This is a genomic window from Amycolatopsis acidicola (genome assembly GCF_007713735.2).
GTDB lineage: Bacteria > Actinomycetota > Actinomycetes > Mycobacteriales > Pseudonocardiaceae > Amycolatopsis_E > Amycolatopsis_E acidicola.
Window position 1 is genome coordinate 1 of the sequence record NZ_VMNW02000056.1, and the last position, 14,656, is coordinate 14,656.

17 protein-coding genes and 1 tRNA gene are annotated in these 14,656 nt (G+C 67.4%); 9 read left to right on the top strand and 9 right to left on the bottom strand.

Going from position 1 to position 14,656, the window contains the following annotated elements; genetic code table 11:
- From ftsE to FPZ12_RS29430, 5 genes are all read right to left on the bottom strand, one after another.
- Positions 1–685, bottom strand: a 685-nt coding sequence (ftsE, locus tag FPZ12_RS29410) for a cell division ATP-binding protein FtsE (protein ID WP_150980552.1), incomplete at its 3' end; no start/stop codon positions are given.
- 129 nt (positions 686–814) lie between these two features.
- Positions 815–1,915: a peptide chain release factor 2 gene (prfB, locus tag FPZ12_RS29415; RefSeq protein ID WP_144748859.1), complete on the bottom strand. Its 1,101-nt coding sequence runs from the start codon at positions 1,913–1,915 to the stop codon at positions 815–817.
- Between the two features lie 67 nt (positions 1,916–1,982).
- The gene (locus FPZ12_RS29420) at positions 1,983–2,483 is read right to left on the bottom strand and encodes a PadR family transcriptional regulator (RefSeq protein WP_144748858.1); all 501 of its coding nucleotides are present in this window, start codon (positions 2,481–2,483) and stop codon (positions 1,983–1,985) included.
- A gap of 149 nt (positions 2,484–2,632) precedes the next feature.
- Positions 2,633–2,709 (bottom strand) — tRNA-Met (locus tag FPZ12_RS29425).
- Positions 2,710–2,773: 64 nt separating this feature from the next.
- Complete coding sequence (locus tag FPZ12_RS29430; protein WP_144748857.1) at positions 2,774–5,794, bottom strand: UPF0182 family protein; 3,021 nt, start codon at positions 5,792–5,794, stop codon at positions 2,774–2,776.
- 158 nt (positions 5,795–5,952) lie between these two features.
- Between FPZ12_RS29430 and FPZ12_RS29435 the strand changes: the two genes are divergently transcribed.
- Positions 5,953–6,489 (top strand): PPA1309 family protein, encoded by a 537-nt coding sequence (locus tag FPZ12_RS29435; RefSeq protein ID WP_144748856.1) that lies wholly within the window; start codon positions 5,953–5,955, stop codon positions 6,487–6,489.
- 85 nt (positions 6,490–6,574) lie between these two features.
- Here the strand turns inward: FPZ12_RS29435 and FPZ12_RS29440 are convergent, their stop codons facing one another.
- The gene (locus FPZ12_RS29440; protein WP_208026067.1) at positions 6,575–7,582 is read right to left on the bottom strand and encodes a YlbL family protein; all 1,008 of its coding nucleotides are present in this window, start codon (positions 7,580–7,582) and stop codon (positions 6,575–6,577) included.
- A 261-nt stretch (positions 7,583–7,843) separates the two neighbouring features.
- Between FPZ12_RS29440 and FPZ12_RS29445 the strand changes: the two genes are divergently transcribed.
- Positions 7,844–9,190, top strand: coding sequence for a zinc-dependent metalloprotease (locus tag FPZ12_RS29445; RefSeq protein ID WP_144748854.1), 1,347 nt, complete (start codon positions 7,844–7,846; stop codon positions 9,188–9,190).
- A 76-nt stretch (positions 9,191–9,266) separates the two neighbouring features.
- Here the strand turns inward: FPZ12_RS29445 and FPZ12_RS29450 are convergent, their stop codons facing one another.
- On the bottom strand, positions 9,267–9,839 hold the full coding sequence (locus tag FPZ12_RS29450) for a M48 metallopeptidase family protein (protein ID WP_144748864.1): 573 nt from the start codon (positions 9,837–9,839) through the stop codon (positions 9,267–9,269).
- A gap of 165 nt (positions 9,840–10,004) precedes the next feature.
- On the opposite strand from FPZ12_RS29450, the gene FPZ12_RS29455 reads away from it, so the two are divergent.
- The 4 genes from FPZ12_RS29455 (at position 10,005) to FPZ12_RS29465 (ending at position 11,936) form a co-directional block, all read left to right on the top strand.
- Positions 10,005–10,802: a ThiF family adenylyltransferase gene (locus tag FPZ12_RS29455; protein ID WP_144748853.1), complete on the top strand. Its 798-nt coding sequence runs from the start codon at positions 10,005–10,007 to the stop codon at positions 10,800–10,802.
- A 25-nt stretch (positions 10,803–10,827) separates the two neighbouring features.
- Positions 10,828–10,998: a hypothetical protein gene (locus FPZ12_RS45765; RefSeq protein ID WP_166462947.1), complete on the top strand. Its 171-nt coding sequence runs from the start codon at positions 10,828–10,830 to the stop codon at positions 10,996–10,998.
- A 49-nt stretch (positions 10,999–11,047) separates the two neighbouring features.
- Positions 11,048–11,467, top strand: coding sequence for a hypothetical protein (locus FPZ12_RS29460; RefSeq protein ID WP_144748852.1), 420 nt, complete (start codon positions 11,048–11,050; stop codon positions 11,465–11,467).
- A gap of 121 nt (positions 11,468–11,588) precedes the next feature.
- Positions 11,589–11,936 (top strand): DUF4190 domain-containing protein, encoded by a 348-nt coding sequence (locus FPZ12_RS29465; protein WP_144748851.1) that lies wholly within the window; start codon positions 11,589–11,591, stop codon positions 11,934–11,936.
- 12 nt (positions 11,937–11,948) lie between these two features.
- On the opposite strand, the gene FPZ12_RS29470 is transcribed toward FPZ12_RS29465, so the two are convergent.
- Complete coding sequence (locus FPZ12_RS29470; RefSeq protein ID WP_144748850.1) at positions 11,949–13,076, bottom strand: helix-turn-helix domain-containing protein; 1,128 nt, start codon at positions 13,074–13,076, stop codon at positions 11,949–11,951.
- Between the two features lie 109 nt (positions 13,077–13,185).
- On the opposite strand from FPZ12_RS29470, the gene FPZ12_RS29475 reads away from it, so the two are divergent.
- Positions 13,186–13,644 (top strand): winged helix-turn-helix domain-containing protein, encoded by a 459-nt coding sequence (locus tag FPZ12_RS29475; RefSeq protein WP_144748849.1) that lies wholly within the window; start codon positions 13,186–13,188, stop codon positions 13,642–13,644.
- On the opposite strand, the gene FPZ12_RS29480 is transcribed toward FPZ12_RS29475, so the two are convergent.
- Positions 13,607–13,792, bottom strand: a complete 186-nt coding sequence (locus FPZ12_RS29480; protein ID WP_144748848.1) for a MerR family DNA-binding transcriptional regulator — start codon at positions 13,790–13,792, stop codon at positions 13,607–13,609. The two genes, FPZ12_RS29475 and FPZ12_RS29480, sit on opposite strands and share 38 nt — an antisense overlap.
- A 128-nt stretch (positions 13,793–13,920) precedes the next feature.
- Between FPZ12_RS29480 and FPZ12_RS29485 the strand changes: the two genes are divergently transcribed.
- Positions 13,921–14,157, top strand: coding sequence for a hypothetical protein (locus tag FPZ12_RS29485; protein ID WP_144748846.1), 237 nt, complete (start codon positions 13,921–13,923; stop codon positions 14,155–14,157).
- Positions 14,158–14,191: 34 nt separating this feature from the next.
- Positions 14,192–14,419 carry a hypothetical protein gene (locus FPZ12_RS29490; RefSeq protein ID WP_144748844.1) on the top strand — a complete coding sequence of 76 codons (228 nt, stop codon included), beginning with the start codon at positions 14,192–14,194 and terminating at the stop codon, positions 14,417–14,419.
- The last annotated feature ends 237 nt before the right edge of the window (positions 14,420–14,656 follow it).

The following is a 14,656-nucleotide window of genomic DNA, read 5'->3' on the forward strand; positions in this document are numbered from 1 at the left end:
GGCCCACGCCGTAAACGCCCCTGGCGTCGTCGCGGATCACCTTGCCGAACTGCAGCTCGACCACCCGGCGTCGCATCGAGTCCACGATGGAGTGGTCGTGGGTGGCCATCAGCACCGTGGTGCCGGTGCGGTTGATCCGCTCCAGCAACAGCATGATGTCCTGGCTGGTGTCCGGGTCCAGGTTCCCGGTGGGTTCGTCGGCCAGCAGCACGAGCGGCCGGTTGACGAACGCACGCGCGATCGCCACGCGCTGCTGTTCACCACCGGAGAGCTCGTTGGGCATCCGGTCGGCCTTGCCCTCCAGGCCCACCAGCTCCAGCACCTCGGGCACCACCTTCTTGATGATGTGCTTGGGCTTGCCGATGACCTCGAGTGCGAAGGCGACGTTCTCGGAGACCGTCTTGTTGCCGAGCAGGCGGAAGTCCTGGAAGACACAGCCGATGGTCTGGCGCAGGCGGGGGATCCTGCGGCGGGCCATCTTGGCGACGTCGAAATTGGACACGAGCACCCGGCCTTTGGTGGGCGTCTCCTCCCGGAGCAGCAGCCGGAGGAAGGTCGACTTCCCCGATCCCGATGGACCGATGAGGAAGACGAACTCGCCCTTGTCCACCTCGACGGACACGCCCTCGAGCGCGGGGCGCGTCGACGTCTTGTAAACCTTGGAGACATTGTCGAGCCGGATCACGGTGGGCCATCCTACTCATGGCAACCGTTAAGCCCGGGTTGGCATAGCCCGCTCCCCGGGAAGCAAGGTGCGTTTGCTCCACGTTCAAGGCCGTTTTGCAGCAAACATTCCTTGCTTCGTCACCAGCGGTTACGCGGCGGCTTGTTTGCGCCACCGGATCCCGGCCTCGAGGAAGCCGTCGATGTCCCCGTCGAGCACCGCAGTGGGGTTGCCCACTTCGAATTCGGTGCGCAGGTCCTTGACCATCTGGTACGGGTGCAGCACGTAGGAACGCATCTGGTTGCCCCAGCTGGAGCCGCCGTCCTTGAGCGCGTCGAGCTCCGCGCGCTCCTCTTCCTTCTTCCGCTGCAACAACTTCGCCTGCAACACCTTCATCGCGGCGGCCTTGTTTTGCAGCTGCGACTTCTCGTTCTGGCACGAGACGACGATGCCCGTCGGCAGGTGCGTGATGCGCACCGCGGAGTCGGTGGTATTCACGCTCTGCCCACCGGGACCGGACGAACGGTAGACGTCCACGCGGATGTCCTTTTCGGGGATATCGACGTGGTCGACTTCTTCCACTTCCGGAAGAACTTCGACGTGCGCGAAGGAAGTCTGGCGCCGGCTCTGGTTGTCGAACGGCGAAATGCGGACCAGCCGGTGGGTGCCCTGCTCGACGGAAAGCGTGCCGTAGACGTACGGGGCGCTCACCTTGAACGTGGCGGATTTGATGCCGGCTTCTTCGGCGTAGGAGATGTCGTAGACGTCGGTCGGGTAGTTGTGCCGCTCCGCCCAGCGCAGGTACATGCGCATGAGCATCTCGGCCCAGTCGGCCGCGTCCACGCCGCCCGCTTCGGAGCGGATGGTGACCACCGCGTTGCGGTCGTCGTACTCACCGGAGAGGAGGGTGCGGACCTCGAGCGCGTCGATGTCCTTCGCCAGCTGCGTGAGCTCGTTCTCGGCTTCGGTGCGGCTGGAGGAATCGCCCTCGGCCTCGGCGAGCTCGTAGAGCACGCCGAGGTCGTCGAGGCGCTGCCGAAGCTCCGTGACCCGGCGGAGCTCACTCTGCCTGTGCGAGAGCTGACTCGTGACCTGTTGCGCCGCCTCCGGGTTGTCCCAGAGGTTCGGCTGCGACGCCTGCTTTTCCAGGTCGGCCACCTGGGCGCGCAGACCATCGAGGTCCATGACGGTCTCGACCTGCGTCAGCTTGCCGGCGAGATCCTTCAGGTCACTTTCGAACTCAGCACTCACAACCCTCAAGGCTACGGCAAGGGTCCCGGCCGGTTACGGAGAACCGGCCGTTCACGCCCGCCGCTGTTCAGCCCTGCGGAATGGCGTCGACCAGTTTCAGCGCCGCGCGGGCGTGAGCCTGGCCGAATTCCGCGACCGCCTTGACGTAGGGGTCGTCGGCGGCCTTCACCGCGGCCTTGGCCTCGTCGAGGTCCTGGCTGTAGGCCGTGCGGGCGGAGTCGATCAGCGTGGACCGCTGCTTCGCCGTGAGCGAACCCGCGTGCACGAGCCGGAGGATGAGCGGGCTGCGCAGGTGGTCGGGGCCGGCGTCGGAGCCGAGCCACGCCTTGAATGCCTTCTTGCCAGCCGCGGTGATCGCGTACTGCTGGCTGGAACGCGGGCCCTGCTTGCCGAGCCGCACGAGCCCTTCCTTTGCCAGAGCGGGAAGCTCGCGGTAGACCTGGCTGCGGGTCACGCTGAAGAAGGCACCGAAGCGCTCCTCGGCGCTCGCGACCAACTGACCGCCGGTCGCCGGACCATCCTGGAGCAGACCAAGCAATGCTGCTGCTGTCGCATTCAGTTCAGACACCCCATCACCGTCCCACTTTTCGGCCGTTCTGTCCACAGTGGCCTGCCGCTCCGTCCACAATGGTCATTCGAATGCGCCATCCGGCCCAACCGCCGGTAAGCCACTAGCACGAAAAAAGACCCGGTCGTTGCCGACCGGGTCTTTTCGGGTGGTAGCGGGGACAGGATTTGAACCTGCGACCTCTGGGTTATGAGCCCAGCGAGCTACCGAGCTGCTCCACCCCGCGTTGCGAGTACTACTTTACGCCCTGGTTTACGCGGGGTGTGAGCGGGGTGTCTTTACTCCACCGATCAGCCTCCTGGCTGCGGCGGAGCCGAGGTCGTGGTGGGTGCAGGCGTGCTGCTCTGGGCCGCCGCGAACTCCTTGCTGGCGGTGTCGAGCGCGGCCAGGGCCTGTCCCTGCGCGGTGAAGTCACCGCTCTGCTGGGCCGCCCGGAGCTGGCTGAGCGCCGCCTGGATGTCGGCGACAGCCTTGTCGAGGGCGCTGTTGGCGCCCCCGGCCGCCGGAGCCGTGGTCGTCGGCGACGTGGTCGTCGGCGACGTGGTCGACGTCGGTGGCGACGTACTCGTCGTCGGCTGCGTTGGCTGGGTCGGCGAGGTCGCCGCCTGGTTGGCGCCGTCCCCGAAGACCTGTTTCAGCGCGTCGCCGAGCGTGGAGGCGAAGCCGACCTTCGACCCGTAGGACACCAGCACTCTGGCCAGCTGTGGATAGCTGTTCTGGTTGCGTTGCTGGATGTAGACCGGTTCGACGTAGAGGAAGCCGCCTTCGAGCGGCAAGGTTATGAGATTGCCGAAGATGACCGTGACGCTCTGATTGCTGAACAGCGTCCGTTCCTGAGCGAATCTCGAGTCGCTCTGGAACTTGTTCTGCACTTGTACCGGACCGTCGACCTGACTGTTACCGCCGGCGGTCGTGGGTAGTCGGAGTACGGTGATCTTGCCGTAGTCGGATGGATCGGAGGACACCGTCATCCAGGCCGCCAGATACTGCCGTTGCAGCGCCGTGAGCGAGCTGGTCAGCTGGAACGTCGTCCCGCTCTGCCCTGGCGCCTCGGCCAGCACGTAGTACCCGGGCTGGTTCGCCAGCCCGGACGCGTCGAGGTTGGTTCCGCCCTCCTGGGTCGGGTCCTGCGGGACGTTCCAGAAGGTGTTCGTCGTGTAGAACTCCTGCGGATCGCTCACGTGATAGCGGGCGAGCAGCTCGCGCTGCACCTTGAACAGGTCCTCCGGATAGCGGAAGTGCGCCCGCAGATCCGGGGAGATGGCCGAGCTCGGCTTCACGGTGCCGGGGAAAACGCTTTCCCACGCCTTGAGGACGGGGTCCTTGTCGTCCACCGAGTACAGCGTGACGGTCCCGTCGAAGGCGTCGACGGTGGCCTTCACCGAGTTCCGGATGTAGTTGATGCTGTTGTTCGCCTGCCGCGCGACACCGCTCAACGAGTCCTCTGTGGCCTCGCCAAGCTGGGTCTGCTGCGAGTATGGGTAGTTGTTCAGCGTGGTGTAGCCGTCCACGATCCACTGGATCTTGCCGTCCACCACCGCCGGGTACGGGTCGCCGTCGACCGTGAGCCACGGGGCGACCTTCTGCACGCGCTCCCGCGGATCGCGGTTGTACATGATCTTCGAGCCGTCGCTGATCGCGTCGGAGAACAGGATGTTGCGTTCGCCGTACTTCGCCGCGAAGGCCAGCCGGTTGAACCAGTTGTCGATCGGGACGCCGCCGGTTCCGTCGTAGCGGTAGTCCCCGTCGGTGGCGCTGTCGTACTCGCCGGGCGCCTTGCCCGCTTGGCCGCCGACGATCGCGTAGTCGTTGGTCAGCTCGCCGTAGTAGATCCGCGGCTGCTGCACCGCGATCCCGGGCGCGGAGGGGTTCGACGGATCGAGGCCCGCGCCGGTGGGGTTCTGCGTGTCGCTCGTCGCGGCGATCGGGTAACCGCCGTCGCTGTTCGCATTGGATACCGCGCGGTCGATCGTGTTGGCCTGCGCCGCGACGAACCCGTTGCCGTGGGTGTAGACCATGTGCTTGTTGATCCAGTTGGTCTGGTTCCCGGTCAGGTTCGCGGTGTTGATCTCACGCGCGGCGACGATGTAGTCCTGTGTGGTGCCGTTGACCGTGTAGCGGTCGACGTCCAGTTTGGCCGGGAAGCCATAGAAGTTCTCCCGGCCGACGCGCTGGGTGAACGTCGGCGACAGCACGTTCGGGTCGAGCAGGCGGATGTTGGGCACGGTGCTGGTGTCCGCGCTGATCTGGGACGCGGTGGCCTGCCCGGTGCCCGAATAATCCTCGTACTGCACGTTGTTGAGCCCGAACGCGTCCTTTGTGGCCGTCATGTTCCGGCTGATGGAAAGCGCTTCCTTCTGGTTGGCGTTCGGCTTGACCGAGAACTGCTCGAGAATCGCGGGCCAGGCCGCGCCGACGAGCACGCCGGAGAGGATCAGCAGCACCAGCGCGATCGCGGGCAACTGGATGTTCCGCAGGAAAGCGCCCACGAAGAACGCGACGGCACAGATGGCGGAAATGCACAGCAGGATCAGTTTCGCCGGCAGCACCGCGTTGAGGTCGGTGTACGTGGCGCCGTCGAAAAGCGAGTTCCGCGTGGAGAAAAGCAGGTTGTAGCGGTCGAAGAAATAGTCGACCGCCTTGAGCAGCACGAAAATGCCCGCGGTGACGGCGAGCTGGACCCGCGCCGGACCCGCGAGCTGGCCGCCGCGGCCCGCCAGCCGGATGCCGCCGAACAGGTAGTGCGCGATGAGCGCGGCGATGAACGAAATGGTGACCGCCACGAAGAGCCAGCCCAGCAGCCATTGGTAGAACGGCAGGGTGAACGCGTAGAACCCGATGTCGTTGCCGAATTCGGGATCCGTCTGGCCGAAACTCGTGCCGTGCAGAAACAGCTGGATCCGCTGCCAGTCCCCCTGGCCGGTCGCCCCCGCGATCAGTCCGGTGAGCACCGGGATGCCGATGCCGAACAGGCGGATCCGGCCGACCACCGCCGAGCGATAGCGGGACAGCGGGTCGTCCGCGCCCGAGACCGGGACGAACACGGGGCGGGTGCGGTAGGCGATCCACAGCGACAACGCGAGCGTGCCGCCGACGAAGATGCCGATCGCGAAGAACAGCACTATCCGGGTGAGCACGACGGTGTTGAACACCTCGCGCGCGCCCACCTCGCCGAACCAGAGCCAGTTGACGTAGGTGTCCAGCAGTCTCGCCCCGAGGAGCAGCGCCAGAATGATGACAGCGGCGATGATGAGCAGTATCCGGCTGCGGCGGGACAGCTTCGGCAGGCTCACGGGGGGCCGGTTGGCCACTGCACACGCTCCTGATGTCTCGAACTAGGTCCGGGGGTGCTGCAAAACGCACGCTACCCCTGGTCACCTAACTGTACGGAGGGCGCTCCGGGTTCCCCACCCGCCCCAAATCGGACACCGGCCGCCCGGTTGGGCCTGGTACCTGACACGATGACCGGATGGGATCCCCTGAGAACCCGGCACCCGCCATCGCGGCGATCGCTCGGGAAGTCGAGGAGTTCGTCGCGTCGGCCGGATGGGACCAGCCACCGCAGCTTTTCGCGCTGGTTCCGACCGAGGCGCTGCTGCGGGAACAACCGGAGCTGGCGGGGCAGCTGGATGCGGGGAACCCGCTGACGCCGGTCGCGCAGGAGCCGTTGGAGCAAAAGGACCTTGCTGAAACCCTCGGGCGGATCGCGTGGCCGGAGACGGTGGCGGGGTGCGCGGTCGTGCAGGAGATCATCGTTCTCCCGCCGAGCGCCGAGGCCGATGTCTCCGGCGACGACGTCGCCCGGCTACGAGAGGCGGCCGCCGACCACCCGGAACGGACCGAGGCGCGTTTGGTAGCGGCCGTGCTCCGCGACGGCCCGGCGGCGTGCGTGATGCGGCTGCGCGGCTACACGAAGGACGGCGACGAAGCCGTGGACGAGATCGTCGAGCACCCCGAGCTGGCCCCGAACCTCGTCGAGGCACTCCGCGCCACCCTCGCCCCCTAAACACCGCGCCCCCGCGAACGAGCAAGGGATGTTTGCTACGGCTCGGCCGTAGCAAACATCCCTTGCTTCGTTTCGGGCTGCGGGGTCAGCAGGACGGCGTGGGCTTCCCGGCCTTGAGGTCATCGAGCGCGGTGAGCGCCGAGTCGAGGGTGGTGACCTTGATCAGCTTCAGCCCGTCCGGAGCCGCCGCGGCCGCTTCGGCGCAGTTCGCTGCCGGCGTAAGGAACACGGTCGCCCCGGCCTCGCGCGCGCCGACGACCTTGAACGAGATCCCGCCGATCGGCCCGACGTTGCCCTTCTCGTCGATCTCGCCGGTCCCGGCGATGTGCTCGTTCGCGACCATCTCGCCGGGCGTCAGCCGGTCGACGATCGCCAGCGCGAACATCAGCCCCGCCGAAGGCCCGCCGACATCCTGCAACGACACCTTCACGTCGAAAGGCACATCCGCGCGGTCGATCGGCTGCAGCCCCATGAAGCCCTGAGCCTGCGACGCGTCCGGGTTCGTCGCGAGCGTCATCGTCGCCGTCTTCGCCGGGTCGGTCCCGTGCTGGAACGTGATGGGCACCGACTGGCCGGGACGGGTGTCCGCCAGCGCGGTCCGCACGTCGTCTTCCTGCGTGATCTGTTTGCCGTTGACGTTGAGCAGCCGGTCCCCCGCCGCGAGCACCTTGTCCGCCGGGCTGCCCGCGACGACTTCCTGCGCGAGCACCTTGATCGGGTAGCCGAGGTGCCGCAGCGCCGCGACCTCGGCGTTGCTCTGGGAGTCCTGGAACTCCTTGACGTTCTCCTGCTGGACCTGCTCGTCGCTCTCCCCCGGCTTGAAGTACTCCTCGCGGGGCGCCAGCGCGTACCGGCCGCTCACCCACAGGCCGAGCGCGCCGAACAAGGTGATCTGGTCGTTGAGCGACACCGTGGTCATCCGCAGTTCCCCGGACGTCGGGTACGTCTGCTGGCCACTGATCTGGATCACCGGGGCGCCGCCGGCCGTGCCGAGCGTGTCGTACGTCGGGCCGGGGCCGATCGCCACGTACGGCACCCGCACGAACGCGCCGGTGAGCCCGAAGGCCACCACCAGCACCCCGCTGAGCAGCACCGTCCAGCCACGTCTGGTCAGCCCCCGGCCCCCGTTCGCGGGCGGGTTCCGCCGGGCGTGCTTCGCTTGCGCGTCGTCTTCGGTACGGGTGTCCGGCGTGCTCGCCGGACCGGCACCTCGAGCCGTGGTTTCCTCGCGGGACTCGCTCACCCGAGACAGCGTACGGTGACCGGCGTAAGACCTGGATCACCAGGCCCGCCGGTGCGTCGGAACCCGTCCGGTGACGAGGTGCGGGCAGGCCTGGCCGCGTACGGTGGTGATATGAGCAATCTCCCGTTCGGCTTCGGACCCTCCGATCCCGATAAGCGTGGTGAAAACGGCCCTGAGGGCGGCGGCGACCAGTCCGGCGCGGAGGCGTTCAACCAGCTCGGCCAGATGCTCAGCCAGCTGGGCCAGATGCTCAGCCAAGCGGGCAGCTCGACCGGACCGGTCAACTACGACCTCGCCAAGCAGATCGCGATGCAGAAACTCAGTGGCTCCGGTGACAGCAGCATCGGGTTCGCCGCGAGCAGTGACTCCGACGGCGCGGTCCGCGACGCCGCCCACCTCGCGGAGCTCTGGCTCGACGCGGCCACGATCCTGCCTGCGGGGGCGAACACGACGGTCGCCTGGTCCGCCCGCGACTGGGTGCAGAAGACCCTGCCGACGTGGCAGCGGTTGTGCGACCCGGTGGCCCAGCAGATTTCCGGCGCGTGGGTGGAAGCGCTGCCCGCCGAGGCCAAGCAGGCGGCGGGTCCGCTGCTTTCGATGGTCGGCCAGATGGGCGGGATGGCCTTCGGTTCACAGCTCGGCAACGCGCTGGCGCAGCTCGCGTCCGAGGTGCTGACCTCCACGGAGGTGGGCCTGCCGCTCGGGCCGGACGCCACTTCCGCTCTGCTTCCCGCGAACATCGAGAAGTTCACCGAGGGCCTGGAGCTGCCGAACAGCGAGGTGCTGGTCTTCCTCGCCGCGCGCGAAGCCGCCCACCAGCGCCTGTTCACGCACGTCCCGTGGCTGCGGCAGCGGCTCCTCGCCACCGTCGAGGAGTTCGCGCACGGGATCAAGGTCGACACCTCGGCGCTGGAGCAGCTCGCGGGCCAGGTGGACCCGAGCAACCCGGCCAGCATCGAGGAAGCCATGTCCTCCGGCCTGCTCGAGCCCAAGACCACCCCCGAGCAGGAGGCCGCGCTCGGCCGTCTGGAAACGCTGCTCGCGCTGGTCGAAGGCTGGGTGGACGTGGTGGTCGCCGAGGCGGTGGGCGACAGGCTGCCCGGCGCCGACGCGCTGCGGGAAACGCTGCGGCGGCGCCGCGCGACCGGCGGGCCGGCCGAGCAGACGTTCGCGACGCTGGTCGGTCTCGAGCTGCGGCCGCGGCGGATGCGGGCGGCTTCGGCGCTGTGGAAGCTGGTCGGCGAGCAGCACGGGCTCGAGAAGCGGGACGGCCTGTGGTCGCACCCCGACCTCATGCCGAACGCGCAGGACCTCGACGACCCGATGGAGTTCAGCGAGCGGCTCGGCGAGCACTCGGCCATCGACGACCTCGACCCGATCGCCGAGCTCGAACGCACTCAGCAGGAGAAGGACGAGAAGGCCAAGAAGGAAGATCCGGGCGAAGCCGACGAAAGCTGACCGGCCTCCCGGAGCCGAAGCAAGGGATGTTCGCTACCGATCTCGGTAGCGAACATCCCTTGCTTCGTTTCCGCCCTCAGTCCTCCGCGTCCAGTTCGCTGATCCCCCAGCCCGCCGCGGCCGACAGGCCTTCCAGGTAGCCGATCGCGCGCTCGGTCTTGGGATAGCGCCGCACCAGCTCCCAGAACTCCGCGTCATGCCCGGCGACCCGCAGATGCGCCAGCTCGTGCACCAGCACGTAGTCCAGCACCCACGCGGGCACCTGCCGCAGCCGCTCGCTGACCCGGATGGTCTTGTCGACCGGCGTGCAGGACGCCCAGCGCGTGCGCATCGGCGGTACCCACCGGACGCTCACGGGCAGCGCCGACCGATCGAGGTACCGGGCCGACAGTTGGGCACAGCGCGCCAGCAACGCCGCATCGGTGTTCCGGGATGGAGCAGCGCGCTTCGACTCCGTGCGCTGGAGCTTTCGCTCCATCTCCGTCACCCAGTGTTTCTCCTCGGCGCGACTCATCCCGGCTGGTATGAGCACGACCAACGTATCGCCGTCGCGGTACGCGGAGACCGTGCTCCTGCGTCTCGCGCTACGCCGTACTTCGACCTTCTGCTGCGGGAAATCCGCCTGCTCGGTTTTGTCCCGGCCCCTCAAGGAGGGCACCCGTGCATTCGCCACTCGTCCAAGGTAAGGCCACGCACCGACAACTCGGGAGGGTTCATGCTCAGAGCGACCGAGTTATCCACATCGAATATCTCCTGTGGATAACTCGGACCTTCGGTTAGCGAGCTCTTAGCGGGACTCTGTCACCCTATGCGCATGAATGATCACAACAGCAAGGTCCGTGAACCTCACCTGCCCAAACGGCCCCGGCTCCGGCCCGGTCTGGAGACCTTCGACCGCCGTCCCGGCGAAGTCCAGATCGGCCTGGACCCCCGGCACGCCCTGGTCGCCACCGGACTGACCCCGGATCTGGTGAAAGTGATGCACAGACTCGACGGGTCTTTCCGCACCGACGAACTGTTCGAGATCACCGAGAGCGAAAACGTCGAGAAGCTGCGTGAGATCCTCGCGAGCCTCACTCGCGTCGGCCTGATCGAGGAAGCCTGGTCCCCGGCGGGGCACGGCCGCGTGGCCGGCGAAGTGGGCATGTGGTCCCTGCGCGCTCGCTACCCGATTCGCGACGCCTTCACCAGGCGCGCCCACAGCGCCGTCGTCCTCTACGGCCCGGGACGGCTCACCATCGCGATCGCTACCCAGCTCGCCGCGGCCGGCGTCGGGCACGTCCAGGTCGAGACCGATGGCTACGTGTCCGAGCAGGACACGGGAAGCGGGTACCTCGACTCGGACATCGGCAGGCAGCGGCGGCTGGCCGCGATTTCGGCGATCCAGCGGGTCAACCCGGCGATCAAGGCCCGCCGCCTCGGCCGGGATCGTCAACCGGAGCTCGCGGTGCTGGCCGATTCCATCGTCCCGGCGCCGGAGATCGTGCGCATGCTCGTCCAGGAGGGCGTGCCGCACCTGCCGGTGCGCGTGCGAGAAGGCCTCGGCATCGTCGGGCCGCTGGTGTATCCGGGGCGCAGCACGTGCATGCGCTGCGCCGACCTGCACCGGTAGAAAACACAGTTTGAGGAGGATCCCAGTGGGCAAGCACACGGAGTACCCGCTCACCACCACCGAAGCGCGCATCTACGCCGATCACTGCCGCGGCATCGACCTCTTCGAGATCGGCTTGGCCGAGGGGATGACCGAGGCCAGTGTCACCCGCGTCATCGACCGCATCGTCGACAAGCTCGAGGCGGTGGCCGCATGATCGCCGAAGACGAAAGGGCCGACAACGAGCGGATTCTCGGCGGTGCGCGATGAGCCTCTTCGAAGCCACCGACGGCGACCGCCGCCGCCAGCAGCGGGAGAACCTCGCCGGTCTCACGAAGCTGGTGGAACTCGGCGCCAAGCGCAAGCTGTCTCCGCTCACGTGGAGGCTGCCGGACGGGTACGGAACATTGTCCGGCAACGTCGAGACCATTCCGCGGGCTGCGCAACACCCGCGCGACACCTTCAAGGCATGGCACGACGCGATCGCCGCGCTGCCGCGAGTCGAGCCCGGAAAGCTCGGATTCCGTCGAGACGGGGCGCCGCGCGCCGAAGGCACCCGGGACGGAAAGACGTGGCTGATCGCCGTATTCAAGCTCCCCCTCGCCAAGCAGGGCAGCTGGCCGTGCTGCGAGTTTGTGATCCAGGCCGAGTGGTACGAAGACGAGCTCGCCGAGGCGGCGGGCTGATGGCGCGCCCGAACCCGACGGTCCGCCCGTAACACCCAACACGGCCCTTGCGACACCAAATAGCTTGCCGTGCGTGATGTGCCTGCACCCGACTTATTCGACCTCAAGGAAAGGCGCGCCGATGACGCCCAACCAGAACAACCAGCCTGCGCCCTATTTTCCCCCGCAAGGCACGCCGGCTCCCTACGGCTATAACCAGCCAGGACCATGGCAGCAACAACAGCCGCAGTGGTACTGGACCCCGCAAGTCCAGCCCGCACACCCGAACAACGGGGCCGGCGTCGTCGGGCTCGTGCTGAGCATCATCGGCCTGTTCATCCCGTTCGTCAGTCTGATCGCGATCCCCTTCGCGGCTGTCGGGGTCAGTCGGGTTCGTTCGAAGCAGGCGAACAACAAGGGCTCCGCCATCACTGGTCTACTTCTGAGCATTCTCGGATGCCTGTGGATTGTGGTGCTGTTCGCGCTTTAGCGACGCTTGCGTTTAGCGAGACACCGTCAGCCGTTCGATCATGGTTTCAACGGCGGCAATCCGCACCTGTAGGCGCATGGAGTTCACCGCGGTGGCATCCTTGCGGGCCGTCGCCAGCGCCGCGCGGGCCGCGTCGAGTTCGCCTGATTTCGCCCAGGCTTCGGCGATCCATGTCCGGTAGAGCGCTTTCTCCCGGGCATGGTCGGGCGCGTACCCGGCGACCGCGGCGGAGATGAGCGGTTCGGCGCGGGCCGGTTGGCCGATCTCGATCAAGCACCGCCCGGCCATCACGTCGATCTCGGACCGGTCGAGCCAGTAGGTCCACTCCGGCTCCGGCGCACTGTCCGAACGGGACTCGTACGTGTCGTCCACGTCGTCGAGGGCGCGGCGGGTGGCGTCGTCGTCGCGGGCCTTCGCACTGGCCCAGGCAACCCGTTCCAGCAGCAGCGCGTGGGCCTTCGGGCTGGCACCGGTGGCTCCCTTGACGGCCGACCGGGCCAGGAGGGCGGCATCGGCGGGGTTGCCGACGTTGGCCAGCTGGTAGCTGAGGCTGGAAAGCAGTTGCCCGGCCAGCGCGCGGTCTCCGGCATCCTGGGCGGCTGAGACGCCGTTGAGGTAGGTGTACTCGGCTTCGGCGTACCGTCCGGCGTCGCTGGAGACCCACCCGGCCAGCTGGGCCAGCTCCCCGACCACCGTGAGGAGCCGCCGGCCGATCGGCTCGGCGTAGGACGCGTGCGCCACCAGGTCCTCGGCGGCGGCCAGCTCGCGCTCGACGATCGGGTACAGGTCACCCCCGCCGATCGTGTCGTCGAGGTGGCGCAGCTCGATCACCCGGCGCTCCATCTCCTCGGCCAGCGAGACCCCGACCCGGCGCCCGGCGGCCGCATGCACCTGTGCCGGAGTGTCGGCGACGAGCCACTCGTGCGCGACCCGCAGCGGTTCGAGGGACGGCCCGTAGAGCACGGCCAGGGGGACGCCGAGGGCCCGAGAGTAGGCCGTCACGTGCTCGGGCTGGAGCGTGCGGCGGCCGGTCTCGAGCTGGCTCAGGTAGGGCTTTGAGTAGTGGGTGCGCTGGGCCATGGCAGCCAGGCTCAGGCCCGCGTTCTCGCGCGCCTGCCGCAGCCTCTCGCCGGAGCCCATCTGCAAACCCTTGCTAACCGCGAACGTCTTCCCCGATCACTCCCTGTGTTGCCAGGGTAGCGAGACGACGCTAGTCGAAGCGCCGGGACGCGGAAAGGAGGACCACGACATGAACTGGTTCGTCAGCGCGGATGGTCACTGCCACCCGCTTGACGATGGTCCTGCAGTGCCCTGGTGGTGGCCCACGAACGAGGAGTACGACGTGATCGACCGCAGCAAGGCCCTCAACCGGGACATCCCGGGGTACGTGCACGAGCAGCTGGCCCACGACATCACCGTGCGCATCGCCGAAGGCGATCTTCGCCCGCGCACGCCGTTACCATCGGAACGCCGCGTGTGCGTGGAGTACGGCGTCGCGATTGGGACCGCCCGGCAAGCGGTCAAGAACCTGGCGGACGCGGGCCTCCTACAGACCTTCCCGTCCAAGGGAACCTACGTGACCGTGAAGGGGCCGGAGCTGGCGAAAAAGCTGTTGGCGGAACAGGGGGCTGAGGAGGAGCCCGAGCCGGTGAGCGACCTCTTCCCCCGGATCAACCGTCCCGGTGCAGCTCGCGGACTTGGCGCTTGAGGTCCTCGACGTCCCAGCGGTTGTGACCGCCTGCGGTCTTGCCTGCCGGGGTGACCAGCCCTTCGCGGGCCCAGCGGTCCAAGGTGCTCCGGTCGACGGACAACGCCTTGGCGGCTTCGCCGGTGCCGACTAGTCGATCTTGAACCACGCGTCACAGCAGATCACGGGCACCTTGCTACGTTCCACCCGCTTGCTACGTTCACCACATTTGCTGCATTATGTCGCTACGTTTACCACGTTTGCCATGTTCGGAAAGATCATTGGAGGTGGGCGCCCGTGTCGGACATGGATCTGGACAAGTACTTGGAGCAGGGGCTCATCTCGGTCGACCAGGCGACGCTCCTGACCGTCGTCGCGATGGCCGAACGGCACCACGCCACGGTGCCGGAGATGGCGGCCGAACTGATCCACGACGGCATCGCGGCCAGGGCGACCCGCGCCACGAAGGATCACGAGTGCAAGCGCGGCCAGCTCAACCCGCGCTTCTGCGCGATCTGCTCCGCACCCATGTGAAAGCTTCACCATCCCGCACCGGAGGGAAACGATCATGAGCGCACGTCCGCGCTTTTACACCAGCCCCCGCCCGAGCGCCCCCAGCTCGGCCTCCTCGGCCACCGAGTCCGGCCAGGACACGTCGCTCACCGTCTCGGACTCGGGCTTGATCCGGCAGGCGAACCCGGACGGTTCGACCACGTCCTACGCCACCACGCCCGAGGCCGCCCAGGAGGCGACGAACGAACTGTTCGGCAAGGACACGAAGATCACGCCGCTGTAACCGAAGCTGCGCCGGTTTCACCCGGTCCTCGCGGGTGTTGTGCCGACCGGCGTAAGAGGAGCCCCCGGCCCTGGGCGTCGATGTTGGCAGCGCGCCTCACGGGTCGGGGGCTTTTTGCGTGCTTCAGTCGGCGGTGCATAGTTGGAAAGTGATACTCGTCACTACAAATCAGGTTTCCCAGCTCGTTCGGTTACGGCACAACCCTTATATAGGTAAGAGCGAAACTCGTTCCTGCGG

What these genes read in the sequence shown, in the direction of transcription:
- FPZ12_RS29465 (WP_144748851.1), top strand. Translation starts at nt 11,589, where the DNA reads ATGACGCCCAACCAGAACAACCAGCCTGCGCCCTATTTTCCCCCGCAA.
- FPZ12_RS29445 (WP_144748854.1), top strand. Translation starts at nt 7,844, where the DNA reads ATGAGCAATCTCCCGTTCGGCTTCGGACCCTCCGATCCCGATAAGCGT.
- FPZ12_RS29475 (WP_144748849.1), top strand. Translation starts at nt 13,186, where the DNA reads ATGAACTGGTTCGTCAGCGCGGATGGTCACTGCCACCCGCTTGACGAT.
- FPZ12_RS29490 (WP_144748844.1), top strand. Translation starts at nt 14,192, where the DNA reads ATGAGCGCACGTCCGCGCTTTTACACCAGCCCCCGCCCGAGCGCCCCC.
- FPZ12_RS29435 (WP_144748856.1), top strand. Translation starts at nt 5,953, where the DNA reads ATGGGATCCCCTGAGAACCCGGCACCCGCCATCGCGGCGATCGCTCGG.
- FPZ12_RS29455 (WP_144748853.1), top strand. Translation starts at nt 10,005, where the DNA reads ATGAATGATCACAACAGCAAGGTCCGTGAACCTCACCTGCCCAAACGG.
- FPZ12_RS29460 (WP_144748852.1), top strand. Translation starts at nt 11,048, where the DNA reads ATGAGCCTCTTCGAAGCCACCGACGGCGACCGCCGCCGCCAGCAGCGG.
- FPZ12_RS29470 (WP_144748850.1), bottom strand. Translation starts at nt 13,076, where the DNA reads ATGGGCTCCGGCGAGAGGCTGCGGCAGGCGCGCGAGAACGCGGGCCTG.